The 15879-nt window shown below is 60.9% G+C and carries 11 protein-coding genes and 1 pseudogene; 8 read left to right on the top strand and 4 right to left on the bottom strand.

Translation table 11 applies throughout. The features are described from left to right. Positions 1-33: 33 nt before the first annotated feature. From XaFJ1_RS08695 to XaFJ1_RS16155, 7 genes are all read left to right on the top strand, one after another. Positions 34-669, top strand: coding sequence for a hypothetical protein (locus tag XaFJ1_RS08695; protein ID WP_012916297.1), 636 nt, complete (start codon positions 34-36; stop codon positions 667-669). A 101-nt stretch (positions 670-770) separates the two neighbouring features. After that, positions 771-1028: a helix-turn-helix transcriptional regulator gene (locus XaFJ1_RS08690; protein WP_012916296.1), complete on the top strand. Its 258-nt coding sequence runs from the start codon at positions 771-773 to the stop codon at positions 1026-1028. Then, positions 1025-1411 carry a CHC2 zinc finger domain-containing protein gene (locus tag XaFJ1_RS08685; protein WP_012916295.1) on the top strand — a complete coding sequence of 129 codons (387 nt, stop codon included), beginning with the start codon at positions 1025-1027 and terminating at the stop codon, positions 1409-1411. Before XaFJ1_RS08690 ends, XaFJ1_RS08685 begins: the two co-directional genes overlap by 4 nt. After that, a complete protein-coding gene (locus tag XaFJ1_RS08680) occupies positions 1408-3186 on the top strand; it encodes an AAA family ATPase (protein WP_012916294.1) in 1779 nt (592 codons plus the stop codon). The genes XaFJ1_RS08685 and XaFJ1_RS08680 overlap by 4 nt, the downstream gene beginning before the upstream one ends. A 474-nt stretch (positions 3187-3660) precedes the next feature. Then, the gene (locus tag XaFJ1_RS08675; protein ID WP_012916293.1) at positions 3661-4248 is read left to right on the top strand and encodes a hypothetical protein; all 588 of its coding nucleotides are present in this window, start codon (positions 3661-3663) and stop codon (positions 4246-4248) included. A 25-nt stretch (positions 4249-4273) separates the two neighbouring features. Beyond that, positions 4274-6268, top strand: a complete 1995-nt coding sequence (locus XaFJ1_RS08670) for an XVIPCD domain-containing protein (protein WP_012916292.1) — start codon at positions 4274-4276, stop codon at positions 6266-6268. 27 nt (positions 6269-6295) lie between these two features. Next, positions 6296-6850, top strand: a complete 555-nt coding sequence (locus tag XaFJ1_RS16155) for a hypothetical protein (protein WP_012916291.1) — start codon at positions 6296-6298, stop codon at positions 6848-6850. 278 nt (positions 6851-7128) lie between these two features. Here XaFJ1_RS16155 and XaFJ1_RS08660 read toward each other — a convergent pair whose 3' ends face one another. The 3 genes and pseudogenes from XaFJ1_RS08660 to XaFJ1_RS08650 form a co-directional block, all read right to left on the bottom strand. Beyond that, positions 7129-8091, bottom strand: coding sequence for a hypothetical protein (locus tag XaFJ1_RS08660; protein ID WP_045756892.1), 963 nt, complete (start codon positions 8089-8091; stop codon positions 7129-7131). 150 nt (positions 8092-8241) lie between these two features. After that, positions 8242-12807: an AAA domain-containing protein gene (locus XaFJ1_RS08655; protein WP_012916289.1), complete on the bottom strand. Its 4566-nt coding sequence runs from the start codon at positions 12805-12807 to the stop codon at positions 8242-8244. Between the two features lie 57 nt (positions 12808-12864). Further along, positions 12865-12989 (bottom strand): annotated as a pseudogene (locus XaFJ1_RS08650) (IS3 family transposase); the annotation flags it as partial. 581 nt (positions 12990-13570) lie between these two features. On the opposite strand from XaFJ1_RS08650, the gene XaFJ1_RS08645 reads away from it, so the two are divergent. Continuing rightward, complete coding sequence (locus XaFJ1_RS08645) at positions 13571-14023, top strand: hypothetical protein (protein WP_230606187.1); 453 nt, start codon at positions 13571-13573, stop codon at positions 14021-14023. Here XaFJ1_RS08645 and XaFJ1_RS08640 read toward each other — a convergent pair. Further along, the gene (locus XaFJ1_RS08640; RefSeq protein WP_230598073.1) at positions 14007-15548 is read right to left on the bottom strand and encodes an MASE1 domain-containing protein; all 1542 of its coding nucleotides are present in this window, start codon (positions 15546-15548) and stop codon (positions 14007-14009) included. The two genes, XaFJ1_RS08645 and XaFJ1_RS08640, sit on opposite strands and share 17 nt — an antisense overlap. Positions 15549-15879 lie beyond the last annotated feature (331 nt).

Here is a 15879-nt window from a genome sequence, read left to right as displayed (position 1 = left end):
TGCGAGGATTTCTTAGCAGCATGGAGGTGCGCAATGACCGAGCAACCAAAGAACCAGCTTATTTCTCTTTTGGCCCTGTCGGGTGGGCCAAATTTGGCCGAAGCAATTGAACGCGAGAAGGTGGAAAGGGCCAGGCAGGAAGCTGAGGATCGTAGGTTTGAAAGTTATTGTTACAAACGGCTTGCACGAATCAAACGGTGGGGGATGACGCAGGAGAAGGAGACGCTAGCGGAGCATCTATCGCTCGCTGCGCTGCTGTTGATTGAAAGGAAAAAGACCGAACGCCATGTCGAGCGGGGAGTGAAGGCCCGCGAAGAAATGATCGCGCTATTGGAGGCAATTAGCGCCGAAACAAAAATGCAGGAGGCTGCGATGAGAGGCGTGGCTGAGAAATACGTCGCTAGCGCCCTTGCCAACAGGGCTGACCGTAGGCGTGGCGCCGCTGCAAAATTGGCAAACGACAGGGACGGAAAACAGGCGGCCAAGGCTGCTGCACTTGAATTGTGGAAGGAGCGCCACGCAGGGAAGCATCCGACGCTGCGAACCGTCGAACAATTCGCAATTGAAGTCATGCGCCGCTGGCCGGTACTTACTAGCAGCAAAGTTATTTGCGGATGGTCTACCAAGTGGTCGAAGAGCGTAAGGGAAGGCCGCCCCCCAGCCTGCTAGCGCGCTTCCCAATGTGCTAGCGCACGGACGCAGCCCGGGCTTAGAGAGATAAATCATTTGTCGGCCGAGGGCATTCAGCCCCATAGTAAGGCGGCCGATACATGACTAGCTCAAGTAACTATTTGCCCGCCACGGGCTTCCTGCGACTCCCACAGATCGTCGGCCGCGCTGCCGATCCCGACACCAACACCACTGCTATCCCGGCACTGATCCCGGTTTCCCGGTCGACCTGGTGGGCCGGCGTGCGGTCTGGCCGCTATCCGCAGCCTGTCAAGCTGGGCGAACGCTGTACCGCCTGGCGTGTGGAGGATATCCGCGAGCTGATCGAACGCACTGCCAGTGCAAAGGCGGCGCCATGACCCAGAAACGTCACAGCCAGCGCAAGGCGGCCCACGATGCACACGCTGGCGCGCTGGGTGCATGGCGAGTGTACGGCCAGGCCGACAGGGGCGGCGCATCCCTGCCGGACAACTGGCGCGACCGGCTGCCGGACCCTGCCGATTACTACCGCCAACATGTTGCCAAGCTGGGCAGATCGAATGGGAGCGGCTGGGCGCAGGGTGTTTCCCCCTTCCGGGATGAGCGTGAGCCGTCTTTTTCCGTCTGCCAGAGCAATCCGCGCGGTCCCTGGCGGGACTTCGCCACGGGCGAGACCGGTGATCTGGTGAGCTTCCACATGCGCCTGACCGGTAAGCCGTTCAAGGAAGCCGTGGCCGACCTTCTGGCTGGGGTGCGCCGATGAACGCGATTCCTGTTGAGACCCCGCATGCCGCCGCACGCCGCATCCTGGGCCACTTCCTGGCCGAGGGCTACCTGCCGACCGGCCTGCACGAATACCGCGATGCTCAGGGCAATCCGGTGTTCTGGCGCGCGCGCTGCAAGCACCCCGATGGCCGTAAGGAAATCCGGCCCTTTCGTTGGAACGGGACGCGCTACGTCCCCGGCGAACCGCCCGCGCCACCGGAGGGCAAGGTGCTGTACCAGTTGCCCGAACTGCTGGCCGCCAATGTCGAGGCCATCGTCTACGTGGCCGAGGGCGAAGCCTGCGCCGATGCCTTGACCGCCCTTGGCCTGCTGGCCACCACGTCCGGCAGTAGTTCCAGCGCCGGGGGGACAGACTGGACGCCACTGCGCGGTCGTCGGGTGCGCCTGTGGCCCGACAACGACGCGCCGGGGCGCAAGTATGTCGTCGATGTGGCCGAGCGCTTGTGCGCGCTGGGCTGCACGGTGGAGGTGATCGACATTGCAGCCATCGTCCCGCCCTTACCCGATAAGGGCGATTGTGTGGACTGGCTGTCCGTCAACCTGGAAGCCGATGCAGTCGCCATAGGTTCACTGCCACTGTTGCAGACCACGTTGGATGCAGCGTGCGCGGATACATGCCACAGGTCACATGTCGAATTGATACGCGGCAACAGGCTGATACCTGAGCCAGTCAACTGGCTGTGGAACGGCTGGCTGGCCGCTGGCAAGCTGCACATTCTGGGAGGTCAGCCGGGGACAGGTAAGACGACCATCGCCATGGCGATGGCTGCAACCGTGACCAGGGGAGACAGCTGGCCGGACCACTCACCCAGCCGGCGAGGGAATGTGGTGATCTGGTCCGGTGAGGATGACGCGCGCGACACACTGGCCCCGCGCCTGCTCGCCATGGGCGCGGACATGGGCCGCGTCTATTTCGTGCAAGGCGTGCGGGAAAAGGGCGAACGGCGCGCATTCGATCCGGCGATAGATAGCGATGTACTGCAGGCGGAACTGGACAACATCGGTGACGTGGTGCTGCTGGTCATCGATCCCATCGTCTCTGCCGTGGCTGGCGACTCGCACAAAAACGCCGAGGTACGGCGTGGATTGCAACCGCTGGTCGATCTTGCCCAGAACCAACGCTGTGCCCTGTTGGGTATCACCCACTTCACCAAGGGCACGGCGGGCCGTGAGCCAGTGGAGCGCATTACCGGGTCGCTGGCTTTTGGTGCATTGGCCCGGTTGGTCATGGTGACGGCCATAACCCAAGCGAGAGACGGCGAGGCGGCCAAGCGGTTCCTGGCGCGAGCCAAGTCGAACATCGGCCCGGACGGTGGCGGCTACGTGTACGACTTGCAACAGCTGGAACTGCACGATTTTCAGGGCGTCATTGCATCATCAGTGCGATGGGGCGCAGCCCTGGAAGGAACGGCGCGGGAGTTGCTAGACGATGCCGAGCGGCAGGATGACGGCCAGGGCCAGGATGCCGTGGGCTTCCTGCGCGAGCTATTGCGTGATGGGATGCAATCGGCGAAGGACGTGTATCGGGAAGCGGGCGAGGCAGGGTTCTCGGTCGATGCGATGAAACGCGCAAAGCGGAAAATTGGAGCGGTAGCGGTCAAGCGTGGCGGCCACTTTGGTGGTAGCAGGCAGGAATGGACATGGCAGTTACCGGCTGACAACTGCACTGAAGGGAGTGAAGGGAGCGCGCAAAATAATGCGCCCCCTTCAACCCCTTCAGGCGATGAAGCGCTCCCTTCATGGAATCAATGAACGCCATCGGCTTGCCCGAACTCACTCCGCAGGCATCGTGTCGCCATGGTGACGGATGGGCTTTTCACGACGTTGCTGCTTGCATGCATGCAGATCGAACGTGAAGCCGCCAACACAAAGCAAGACATCGGACGCTAAAGAATCTGGTTGCCAGTGTCGTGTTGGTACGAAGCGAAGCTGTAGGAAAATTCCTACAGTACGACAGTCAAATTCCATGATTTCCATGGCCTGCCAGCAACGATAGACTATGCATGCCGGACGCGGGGCCATGATGGCCGCTCAACCCGCGTGACGCCTGAGCAGCGCCACGCCGGCACCTCGCTATCGCGATCACGCACTGGGTAGTAGGCTGTTTCTTTCCCTCCCCACTGGTGAATTATGGCTGTGCGACCTCCTTTTGCCACGCCGTCCCGTGCAGCACTTTCGCTTCTGCTCACCGCCGTCTTCGCCCACTCTCTGACAGGATGTTCGCGCATGAATACGCCGACCAACGCTCCGACCAATGAACCTTCCGGCATCCACCTGATCGGGAATATTCCCGTCGATGCCCATAACACCGTGCATATCGATACGAGTAAGCCGATTCCGTTCAGTACGCATACGTTCGGTGCACTATGCTTTGACACTTACGGCTGTACGGTGCTCTACAACGACAGATACGAGGCACACGACCCCGAAGACGTAAAGCAGATATCTTCCGCATCTCTTGGAGATATCTATCCTGGTAATCTGACTGCCCATACGATAGGCATCCGCAACTTCCCACACTTCCCCCCCCCTGCTGAGGTGACATGGCGCTCCAAGGACGGCCAGCCGCACCATGCCCTGGTCGATCTCGAAGCCATCTTCAAGGACAAAGTGATCCTGCATCATGTGCCGCAGAATCAGTTGTCGCCGATCCTACAGGCGGATATCTCTCCGGACATCATCCTCGAAGTGAACGACCGCACCATCAATGTGTACATGCGGGCCTTTGTAGAGACGACTGTTTTGCAAGAACCAGGTAATAAATATAGCAACTCACGCAACGACCTGATCCTCGCCTACACCAAAACCTACTGATCGCATCCTCGCCAGGGAGAATGCAATGGGCAACGAACATACCGATGCAAAGACATGGCCGGATGACGTGGAAACGTATCCAGCGACGGCGCAAGACTTGGCCGCATATGCACACAGCCGCCATGAGTTGGCACAGTTCCAGGCGCCGCTATTGGTCAGTCAACAGAAACCCCACACTCGTTTGTTCGTGGCCTGCTTCGATGGCACGGGCAACGACAAGTACAAGTACCCTCAGCACATCACCAATATCGGAATATTGGACGATCAGGTGCACGCTGCTGAAAAGGCTGGTGTTCGCAACATTGGAGGCTCCTACGTCCCCGGCGTAGGCACGCAGGACGACTCCTTGACGCGTAATCTCGACGGTGCGTTGGGTTATAGCTACGGTCCACGGATGGAAGAGATGTACTTGAAGTTTATTCGCCAAGTCCATGATTGGAGAAAACAAGACCCGCATGCTGAGATCAGCATTGTGTCCACCGGCTTCAGCCGTGGCGCGGTCACCGCGGCCATGTTCACCCGCATGGTCCATGAGCGTGGCATTCAGGATCCGATTGGGATGAAAATCGATCAGGGACCACACGGCGAAATCCTCAAACTCACCCCCACGCATCCGCCGCTGGTGCCGCCCGGTCGCACCGCGCAGACCGTCGGCTTGCTGGACCCGGTCGCCACCGGTGAGATGAATTTACAGGATGTGCGCTTGCCGCCCTCGGTGGTGTCGGGCTTGCAACTCACCGCCCGCGACGAACGCCGCGATCTGTTCCCCGCCAAGGACATCCTGCATCCCGGCCATTCCCACGACGGGCGCTTCCTCAATCTGGTCCATCCCGGCGCGCATTCGGATATCGGCGGTTCCTATCTGCTCAATGGTTTGTCCGTGCGTAACGGCAATCTGTTGATCGATTATGTCAACAGCCTTAGCGATAAACCGTTCCTGCAACCGCGCACTGTGTCCAGCGCGCCGGAAATGAACGTCATTCACCGCTCCGAACAACACGGTTCTTACTACACCACCACCATGGCGACGACGCTCGGGCATCGCGTGCATGTGCATGCCCTGGATGGCACGGGCATGACCCAGGCCCCAAACGATGCGCAATCCCTGGATGCCGGGCTACGCGCACACTTGCCCTTGCGCCCGGTGGCGGTCTCGACCGAACGCACCGATCCAGCGCTGCCGGCGTTCTTCCCCGAGGGACCGCATCCGCATGCGTTAGCGACACCGCCGCTACCGGCGCACTCGCAACAAGGTACACCGCCCCATGCACGGGGCGCATCGTCCACCCACACCACATCGACGAACGCGGACGCGTCTTCCACCCTGCCACCTGCCATGGACAGACACATGCAGGAACATGCCCCACCAACCCAGGTGGCGGCAGAGCGTGCGAAGACAGGCGAAGCACCGCCACGGGCCCATTCGCCGGAATATCTGGTCGCCTTGGCTAGGATACAGCGCATCACGGCGGCGATAGAAAACGGTGACAGAGAAACCCTGCGCAAGGAGGGCGAAGCGTTCACCAACTCCCCACGTGGCCAAGCCATCATGGCGCAGGCACGCGCGATCGTGCAGCGGGAAGAACAGGAGCGCGCACGGCAGGAAGCGCAACGACCACCGCGCGATCCGCGCGAAGCCGGCCATCCCGATCATGCGCTGAACCAAAGCATCCGCGCGCAGGTTGAGCGGCTTCACAAGCGCAATGGGATATGCCCGACGAACAAGACGCTCGATCACCTGACCGCAAGCGTGGCATTGAATGCGCGGGAAAGTGGGTTGGCGCGGGTGGATCAGTTGCACTTCAACGCCGATAAAAGCGCCATTGTGGCCGAGAAAAAAAGTGACGGCTCTGACTTCCTGCCCCGGTTCAGCAGCACGAACATCCAGCAAGCGATGCAGACTCCTCCCGAGCAGGCGTATCAACGGATGGCGGATGAAACGCAACGCCAGGCGGATGTGCAGCAGATGATCCAACAGCAAATGACACAGTCCCGACAGGGGCCATCGCAAGGACGTTAACTGAAATTGACAAGAAGGATTAGCTGCATGCACGACGACGAACAGACCGTTTTGAGTGTCCAGATGGCGGCGATGATCGAGCGGTTCGAGGCACGCTGCGACATGATCGAACATCGTCTAGGCGCCTTGGCGGAGCAGGTGCCATCGCAGGTCCAGGAGCAGATGGCGCGCTGGTTGCAGAGCGCTTCGGGTCAACTGGAAAGCGTCACCCGCGCCGGACTGGAGCCGCCCCTCGCCGAGGCGCGAGACAGGGTGCAGGGGATTACCACGGCGGCGGATCAGACGGTGCGGGCATTGCAACTCACCCGGCGCGACATGACCTCCATCGTGCGTTGGGTGTGGATCGGGGGCGGCGTGTCGTTGCTGTGTGCGCTCGTCGCGTTGGTCGGAACGTATAAAATGCTTTACGGCGACTACGCGACCCGTTATGACACACTGAGGGCGCAGTTGAATTACATGGAGGCGATCAACCGCTCGGACATCGTGCCCTGCGGTGATGGCCGGTTATGCGTCAACATCGATGAAAAGGCACCAAAGGTCGGCGACAAGAAGCAGTATCGGCTGGTGAAGCCGAGGCCATAACGCCGACAATCTCATGGCCTGCTGCAGTGATTTGCAGTAGTGCCGCTACGGAACTCGGGCATGCCATCGAGGCGGTTGGCTCGGGCTGTAGCTATCTGGACAGTCGCATTGATTTGGAGAGCATCAAGGCGCACCCTTGGATGTCGTTGACGTATGCAGATTGGCAAAGCTCGGGTTGCGCGATGGCAATGACCTGCTCACGTACCTCTACGTGAACGGGGGTGAACCCTGGGAGGTTCGGTACGCTTCTTGCCGAAAAGAAACTTAGGAAGATGAGATTAGATCGATTTATCGCGAGTAGTAACCCAGCTTGAGCCAGCATCGGCGAATCCGTGCTCAACGAGTATCTCCGCCAGTTCATGGCATTGGACATCAGTCAGGATAGGGAACAGCCGCGAAGAGATCCGCGGGCTAATGGTACATGCGTTGTTGCCGTTCCAATTGGCGGACGTGATCCCCAGTGCAGCCCAGAATCGTGCAAGCCGGAGGTCCCCGGTGCACAGTCCAAGCGTTCCCGGCCTCAATAGCGCGCTCGCGGCAAGCATCTCGACTGCGCGCACGTCCGACAACGCATTGTGCGCGGCCATGGGGCCATACTTCGGTTTGGGTTTGATGACACCCCTGGCCGGTGACGCGGCTGCCTCGGTCGCACCCTCGTATAAGCAGGAAAGGGTGGCAATGAGAACAAGCGAAGTGCCTAGGCACCTACGTTGCGCCGCGTCGAAGATACGGTTCCGGATCGCGACGAGTTCGTGTCGCTTGTGTCGTTCGGCGATCTCGGGGGCGATCTCGCACAGGAAGTCCATCTCCGCGCTATGTCGCGCGTGCAGGTCGACGACATTCTGGTATATCTGTAGGAAGTCGTCTTCTTGGTGCCGGAAGATCCTGGCGCTGCGGAAGTACGCGCCGATCTTCTCGCAGGAGCGCCGGTACTCCTCCTTGAACTCGTCTAGCGTCGGAATCCGTCTCTTGTTGCCCTCGAACGCGCACAGCACCGGGTTGATCGACTGGGTCGGCGTGTCCAGGAACTTCAGCCACCAGCGCATGGCGGCGTCGCGCGGGCTGTCCGGTTCACCGCGAGGCTCCCGGCCGATCCAGCTGACGACGTTCCGATCGAGCATGTGGATGACCGCGCTGGTCATGGCCAATGGCGAGACGCCACCGGGTACCAGCGAATAGACAGTGATCGGATGCCTGAATTTCAGGGTCATCGACAGCTGCAGGGTGGGTTCCGAAGTCACGTGTCTCGGGTTCGCCAAGGGGAATGACGAGCATGTCGAACAGTATGCAGCCGACAGGTTGTCAACAACAACCTCAAACTGACCCACTGTAATGCGACGTCCCCCCACCCTGAGTTGTCGTATCTCTGTGTTGGCGACCGAAGTTCCAGGTTAACTCGGCAAGCCGGCGTCCTGTTCTGCCAAGGCTGCAATCTCTTCCTTGGGCGCCAACTCTCGTTGTGGCCATTCGCGGTACTCGACCAGGGAAGGCGTACGCTCCATCGCGCCTAGAGGTTCTATACCCATGTTGCGCATACGTTCGACCAACTCCTCTAGCACATCGGTTTTACGCAGCGACCACGTGGACGCGAAGCAGCGCCAGAACACCCACCCTGCGCGCTCGAGAATCCGCTGGCGCTGCATGTCAGCTTGCCACCTATCGGGTCCGTGGAATTCGTCGCCGTCACACTCGATAGCCAAGCGAACATCATCGGCCCCTTCGACCACCATGTCGATGCGGAACGCGCCAGCCTTGATCTGTGGCGTCACCCGGTAGCCCCGGTCAAAAAGTGCGGTGTAGACGTCGCGCTCGAATCCGGACTCGCACAGATCGATCAGGCTCTTTTGCTCATCGTTGCTGTCCATCGGCTTGCTGAAATGCTGCAGAAGCGTGCGTCGGATATCGACTGCCGACAGTTCGTCGAACTTGACCGATCGCACCAGGTACATCCGGTCCTTTGCGCGGCTTGCGGCGACATTGAAGCGCTGCTCGAACATGTTTCCCGACAGCGCGTGGTGGTTGCGGCTGTCCGCGACCATCGACAGGAACATGATGTCCCGTTCGCTGCCCTGAAACACACGTGCGTCTCCGCATTCGAATCGGCGGTGAAGCAGTTCTGCTGCGTCGCATCGACTGCGGACCAGGCTATCAACCGCCTGTGCTTGGTCCGGCCCGAGTAAGGACACCACGCCCAGCGTCCTGTGCCTCAGCTTGGGGTTGCGCAGAATAGCCTCGATCTCGGCGGTGATGAACTCGGCTTCCTGTCTGTTTGCGTCTTTCTTGCCGCGCTCGCCCGTCGTCACGTAGACATCTATTAGCGGCGGGTCGATGCGCTCCGATGCCTTGGGCACCCTCAGTGGCTTGATCTGGTCCTTGTAGAAAGTTCGGTTGCTGTAGGCGATGATGGGATGGACACAGCGGAAGTGCTCGGCGAGCATTACCTTTTGGGCAGCAAAAACCGTGGAGGCAATGTCGTAGAGCGACTTCTCCGGTGTCAGGTCTGCGGCATACGCCTGGTCAGCCAGGAATCGCTCACGCAGTAACTTTATCTTCTCCGCAGAGATGAAGCCGCCCTCCGGAGACACTTGCTTGTCGTCGCCCACCACTAGGATTTTCTTGCCGCGTAGGACTGCGGGCAGCGCCCACAGGTTGGACTGGCTGGCCTCGTCAACAATCACGAGGTCGAAGGCGCCCAGCTGCACCGGCATGCTTTCCGATACCTTGGCGTGGCTCATGATCCAGCAAGGGATCGCGCCCTGTGCGTCTTGCATCGCCTTTTGCGCGTCGCGCCGGTAGCGCGTGGCGTTCGGCCCGGTGCCTTGTCCTATCCTGCGTATAGCGGTGCGGTAGCTTTCGAGCGCCGAAAGCACTTTGGCCGATGCCTGCGATTTCGCTTCAAGCCACGCCGAGCGGGCCACCAGACGCTCGTACTGCTGCGCTAACAGTCTTTCGAGGTCGCGGCGTCGTGATGACAGCGCAAGCAACTCGTCGCGTGCGTCGATGGCGTCCAAATGGCTCTTGATCCGTGCCCAGTTCCAGGCATCTCGCCACGCCACCGGGAGCACATCGTCTTCGCCGCATGCGGGTAACACCTGCGTGCGCAGCCGCGCTGCTAGCCTCTGCCCCCCCGCTGACTCCACCCGGCGGCACAGCTCGTTCACGGTGATGATGTGGCTGGTCAGGGATTCGATGCGCTTGAGCTCGCCGACGAGTTCGGCGTACCGGGCGACAACGCGCTCGGTCCTCATCTCCGGATTGCCGAGTTCCGTGTCGATGAACCTGCGCAACTCCTCAGCCACGGGACCACTCGTGCCAGCCAGCTTCTCCTGCAGGATGGCTAACTGGGTTGCGGCGGCTGCCAATTCCGCGCGCGTCAGGTGCTTGAGCAGTTGCTCCCTGACGATCGACAACTCGGTGGATGTCCCCCTGAGTTCCCGCGTCGGTGGCTCAAGGAATACGCGTCCGGCCATGAGCAGTAAGCGCACATCGTGCACGGTTGCCAGGGTGTGGGACTTCATGGCAGCCAAAGCAGTCAACTCGAGGGACCGCAAGTCTTCGACAGTGCCCTTCACTGTGGGCAACGACAGCAGTTCCGCGAACTGGTTCCAGCGCACGCTGAAGGAGTGCACCCGCGCATGCAGTCCCAGGTAGCGATGGACGTGCAGCCAATCGTCCTGGCTGGCTGGCGGCTGGCCAGAGATACGCACGGCGGTAACAAGCGGCTTTATGTCCCCCGAGCCGAACGCAAACAAGCTGAAGGGCTTCCCGGTGTCCTTGGCTCTTTCGATCGCCTCTTGTACCTTCGGATTTTCGATCGCTTCGGCAGGGACTTGCACTGGTTGCTGCAAGAACGCGGCACGCGCCGTGACGAGCTCCTCGATTTCGCCGAACAGCGCCTGTAGGGCATCGCGTTCGCTGGCGTATTCGGGCCTGCGGCATCTGCTGCGCAGTTCGAAGACCCAAGCGCTGTTGAGCTCTTCGAGTTCTCGGACAATGCGAGCAACCGCCTCTACTGATGCAAGCAGACTGCGCGCCTCTTCCAAGATATCCGGTGTCACGGCGCGCAGAGCGCGCAGATCTCCGCATCCCTGCGCGGCGTCGATCTCGCGCATCTGCACGAGAGCCTTGTGAAGGTTCTCAACAGCCTCCGTAGACAACAGTGTCTGGCTTGATGGCAATCGGGCTGCAATGTAGCGCAGATCTGGCCCAAGGTGCCGACGCGCATCGCGAAGAGCCTGCGCGTCCACGGCCGTCAGCGGAGGCATGTGCTCGGCGTTCAGGGTCAGCGCATCGTCGAACCATCCATGCAGTTCCTGCCCGCTGATCACCAGTTCCGCCATCTTCTGGGCGCGCATCGCCACGCCATCGACCTCGACGTTCGCCAACTGTTGCTCGGCGATCTCGCTCACCCGGCGATCGATGCCTGACAGCTCACCATGGGCGGCATCGATCTGCTGCTTGTAGCGTTCGATTTCCTCCTCGGTGATGCGCGGGTTGAGCTGGGACAGGTTGTGGATGATGGCTTCGATAGACGCCTGGAACTGCCGCATGCCCTCCTTGTCGCCGGACAGCAGCGCGACGCTCAACGGACGAACTTCTGCCGGTATCTTCGACTGCAGCACTTCCAGGGCGTGTTCGCCCTTGGAGGTCACCAGGACCTTGCGACCGGTTGCGAGGTAGTGACAGATGATGTTGGCGATACTGTGGGTCTTACCGGTGCCGGGTGGCCCCTGAACGGCTACGCCGGGAGCACGCTCTAGCATCTCGACGATCGTTTCCTGCTCCTGGTTGTAGGGCAAGGGGAAATAGAGCTCCCGTGGCTCACCCTTTTTGCGGCTACCGCCACACATGCCACGGAACGAGATGGCCTCGTACCGGATGACTTCGTCCGACGGTGGGGTGACCAGGGCCATGGGTCCTGAGGGGATCGGATCACCAGCAAGCAAGCGGGCCTTGAGCCGACGTATGTCTTCGACCAGGAAATTGCTCGACCGCTCCCTGACGAGCAAGACCCACCCAGGCGTGGCCAGCAGATCGGGGCCTGGACTTGGGATCTCTTGAACGTCCGGGTCGTAACGGCCTGCCTTGCTCAGGCTTCCGGCCGCCAGCTTCAGGATCGGCTCGAAGCTAGCCACGTCGAAGGGCGTGACAGGGTGCTCGGCCTCCTTCGTCAGCAGCTGTTTGGCCTGTTTTTCGACCTCAGCTGCCCCCGATACCTGGCTAGCGCTGAAGGCGTCAAACTCCAAGCGAGGCGGCACTGCCCGCGGTCGGACGGCGATGGAATGGGTCTGCGGATCGAGTTCGATCTCGACCACCTGTGTGAGCAGTGGATACTGGTAATCAATCGTGGCAACCCTGCCTGACCCGTTCTCCGTGAGCTGCCCTTGGAATTTCCAGGCCGAGATGCCGATGCCCCATACGAGCTCGGATGGCTTCGCGGTTTCTTCGGCTTCCAGACGCACCTTGAGCATGAACAAGTCGCCATAGAGCGCGATCGACCGGCGGCGCGGCTTTTCGCCTTCTGCCCAGGCTAGCCACAGTGGTTGGAGCTGGCACAGCGCTTCCGCAACAGCAGCCCGGCGCACACTGTCAGCCTGCGTGGCACGTTCGAGGCCGAGGGTTGCTGCCTCGGTAGATGCCTGGTGTTTGAGGGCGACTTCGTTTGCATGGGGCGCCGCGCCGTTGGGGTCGTCAGAGACCAAAATGAAGCTGCGCAGAATCGTATCGCTTGGCCACGGTGCCGGTCGTGTCTCCAAGCGCTGCACCTGCAGCCAAATATGATCCCCTTCGAGCTTGAGATCCAGATCAACGCCAGGCAGTGCTGCAAAATCTTTCGGGAAGCGGCGGAAGTCCGAAGCGCCAGCCAGGGTGTAGGCACGGGGATCGATTTCCTTGCTTTGCTCGACGACGTAGTCCAGTAGTTTGTTGAGCAGCCCATGTTGTGGCGTTACAGCCATGATCCCTCCTATTGCGTATGCGACGCGACGTCCCCCCGTCTTGAGTAGCGCTCGGGTTTAGAGTCGTGGGTTGATGATATAGCTGTTGGCCAATTGTTGGGCATAGGCAGCCGTTGTCATGCCGCCGATCGCTTTCTTGGGCGGTGCTGGTTGTAGTCGCGTCGCCAGTTTTCGATCTCGGTGGACTGGCCTCCCTTTCGTAGACATTAGGACTTCATACTTCAGTTCATGAGGGTCAGTTCACCATCATGGAGGGGTGTTGGTGTGAGCCAGCGTTGATGGCCTGATCTGCCTGCTTCCGCTAGCATTAGCCTCTTGAGCATGCGCCTGCCGCAGGTGCCGTTTCCAGCGCTCATCCCCCCGTTTTTCTCTCTCCGTTCTTGAACATACAAGAGGCAGAGTCGTGTGTTGATGCGGGTTTACGAGCCATCGGTTTGCTTCTTCGCATGCTCTAGCAGAGGCGACCGAGAATGCGATGCAGTGGGTACAAAAACCGTCATTTAGAGTTGCTAACAAAACGACTGCTCGCCGCCGGACGGGCGCGGGCAGTGCTTGAAATCCTCATGTGCCGCCTGTAAACCGTGGTTGCTGCGTGCTGTCCACGCCTACCCGACTGTTAACCGCTCTTAATGATTACGCAGCTAGAAACGCCCGCATTGGTCGTGCCGCACTCGCCGATTCCTTTCTTCGGCCTCGCTCCCAGCGTTTGTCGCCCGATTTTCCGTGCAGAAAACGTACCTTGGACGTGCCTGGAATGCAGGCGATGCTTCCCCAGAATGGGGAGAGGAATAACAAGATGCAAATGAAGGCGAAGTGCTTGGCATGGGTGGTGATCGCCGCAGGATGTGCCCTGTCCTTCCAGGCGTCGGCGCAGACGTGCTGCCCCGGGGGCGGACACGGCATATCGGCAGCGAACGGCCTGGGTGAGAGCACCCCGCAGGCCGTCACTCTGGCGCCGAACCCGGACTTGCGCATTTTCGAGGTGCAACGCGACGGCGTCCGCTACTTGCAGGTCAAAGATGCTGGCGGCCGAGTCCGTGCTGCGGTTGGCCGAATCGGGGCAAAGTTGTGGGTACTCCCGATGGGCAGCGATGTTGCGCGGGTGTCGGTATCGTCGTCGGCCTCCGCCAGCGAGGTTTATCTGACCACTGACTTCGTGATCCGGCGTCGGTCGGGTGTCCACGGCGACGAGTGGGAGATCACGGCGCGAGATTGATTCCTGTACACACGCGCTCTGAGACAAGGAAACTCAGGCACAACGCATGGCGGCGCCGGCAAGTGCCGCCATGCGTTTGGAGCCGCGCAGCCAGTTCCTGGTCCGGCGCGCTTGGCCGCCGCCGGGTGGACGCCAGCATGGAGGCATCCGCTGTGATGCGGATAGCGACGCCTTGCACACCGCCTGCTCTCCAAACCCGCGCGTGGATCAGATGGCTCTGCGCCGTGGGCAGGATCTCGATGGCATTGAGCACACATCGGTAGGCTACAAGCTGCAGGCCGAGTGACAATGCCCTCGGATCGCCGCGCATCCGGCTTCCTAATGCCGTGCTGCTGCACAGATTGATGAAGGTCACGGAGCGTAGCGTTTCGTACAGTCCGTGCGTTTCAATGCCCAGCGGATAGAGCGCCGTGACGTACTCGTGGAGGAGCTGGGCCTGGATGACGCCCGTGCGCGTCATCTCCATGGCCGCGGCGTAATGCCCTCGGGATCGCAGGTACTCGATGACACCCTTGCGCATCCGGTTCATCCGGAAACTGACATCGCTGTAGTCCACGACCCGTTGGCGCAAGGTGCGCTCCGCGCACAAAAAGCCTGTCTGCGCGAACTGCAGTGCCTGCTCGCGCACGCGTCCGAACTCGCGCATGTGGCGATACGCGGAGGAAATACGCGATCCGAAGGCGAACAGGCAGGTAGCCGTCGCGGCAAGCAGGATCTGCACTACGAAGGCTTGGGCATCGTGGACGCCTGGTTCGACGACCTTCGGCATCGAGAGGGCGACAGCGACGTTCGCTAGCACCACGCCCAGCGCTGCACCACGCCAGCCATGGCGCAGCGTCAGCACGATCGCCGGCAGTACGAGCAACACCATGACCAATTGCCGCAGAAGCGGATCGCCAACGAAGGCAACCGCCCCCGAGAGCGCCGTGCCTGCGGCAATGGAGATGACACCGTCGCGCTGGAAGCAGGCGGAAGACTTCGGCATCTCGTCCCGACGCACCCACAGCAGCGCCGGCAACACGAACATCAGCGTGCCGAGATAGTCGCCCAGCCAGTACCGCACGAGGATGTCGAGCGGCGCTGCTTCGGCAGGACCGCCCAGAACGGCATTGATCGCCAGGTTGCACAAAGTGCTCCACAGCGCGGTCGCCAAAGCCAAGGGCAGCAGCAAAAGATCGCTGCGCGCCAGATGGGGCATCTGCAGGCGGGCAAATGTGGGCAGCAGCGATATCGCCGGCATCAGCAGGAAGGGGCTCAGGTAGGCCCAGCGCGCGCTCACTCCCCATGCATCGATATTCGGCACGCGCAGCACCATCAAGGCCGCGGCATCGCCGGCCAACAGCCATGGCCACCGCCGTGCAGGCAGGAACAGGAGGCCCGCGACGCGCAGCCCGGCTGGGAGATACCACTGGTCGGTTGAGCATCGCCATGCCGCCAGGAACACGGCGCAGTAGGCCACGCTCAGCAAGGCTCCCTTGGCAATGTCTTTTCCTGCGGCCATTTGACCGTCCGTGGCGATTTTCATGACTCTACACATGACTCTACAAGTGCAGCCCGTCACCACGGTAGACAGTTTCCTGTCCGCACCAGCTGGAAGGGATTTTGTCCGTGATGACCGGCGCGCGTAGTTGGCGGGGACCCAGCGGGAGAAAGGAGCCAGGGGCGTTGTGGCAATCGGTTGGTGCAACCAAATCGACAAATGCAACACGACAGTTGGTTGCGGCGTGGTGACCGAGGATCGATTAATTCGAGTGCCGCAGATGGACACGGCTAGGACCAGCGCTGCGACATCCACGCCACGGCAAAAGCCCGGTCCACGCAATGCAGCACGCCTACATCCGCGACGGTGTCGAGGT

This window comes from Xanthomonas albilineans (assembly GCF_009931595.1).
In the GTDB taxonomy this organism is placed as follows: Bacteria; Pseudomonadota; Gammaproteobacteria; order Xanthomonadales; family Xanthomonadaceae; genus Xanthomonas_A; species Xanthomonas_A albilineans.
The sequence above is the reverse complement of the archived record's forward strand: the minus strand, read 5'-3'. Positions and strand labels throughout refer to the sequence as shown.

What these genes read in the sequence shown, in the direction of transcription:
- XaFJ1_RS08690 (WP_012916296.1), top strand. Translation starts at nt 771, where the DNA reads ATGACTAGCTCAAGTAACTATTTGCCCGCCACGGGCTTCCTGCGACTC.
- XaFJ1_RS08670 (WP_012916292.1), top strand. Translation starts at nt 4,274, where the DNA reads ATGGGCAACGAACATACCGATGCAAAGACATGGCCGGATGACGTGGAA.
- XaFJ1_RS08675 (WP_012916293.1), top strand. Translation starts at nt 3,661, where the DNA reads ATGAATACGCCGACCAACGCTCCGACCAATGAACCTTCCGGCATCCAC.
- XaFJ1_RS08695 (WP_012916297.1), top strand. Translation starts at nt 34, where the DNA reads ATGACCGAGCAACCAAAGAACCAGCTTATTTCTCTTTTGGCCCTGTCG.
- XaFJ1_RS16155 (WP_012916291.1), top strand. Translation starts at nt 6,296, where the DNA reads ATGCACGACGACGAACAGACCGTTTTGAGTGTCCAGATGGCGGCGATG.
- XaFJ1_RS08685 (WP_012916295.1), top strand. Translation starts at nt 1,025, where the DNA reads ATGACCCAGAAACGTCACAGCCAGCGCAAGGCGGCCCACGATGCACAC.
- XaFJ1_RS08645 (WP_230606187.1), top strand. Translation starts at nt 13,571, where the DNA reads ATGCTTCCCCAGAATGGGGAGAGGAATAACAAGATGCAAATGAAGGCG.
- XaFJ1_RS08680 (WP_012916294.1), top strand. Translation starts at nt 1,408, where the DNA reads ATGAACGCGATTCCTGTTGAGACCCCGCATGCCGCCGCACGCCGCATC.
- XaFJ1_RS08655 (WP_012916289.1), bottom strand. Translation starts at nt 12,807, where the DNA reads ATGGCTGTAACGCCACAACATGGGCTGCTCAACAAACTACTGGACTAC.
- XaFJ1_RS08640 (WP_230598073.1), bottom strand. Translation starts at nt 15,548, where the DNA reads ATGAAAATCGCCACGGACGGTCAAATGGCCGCAGGAAAAGACATTGCC.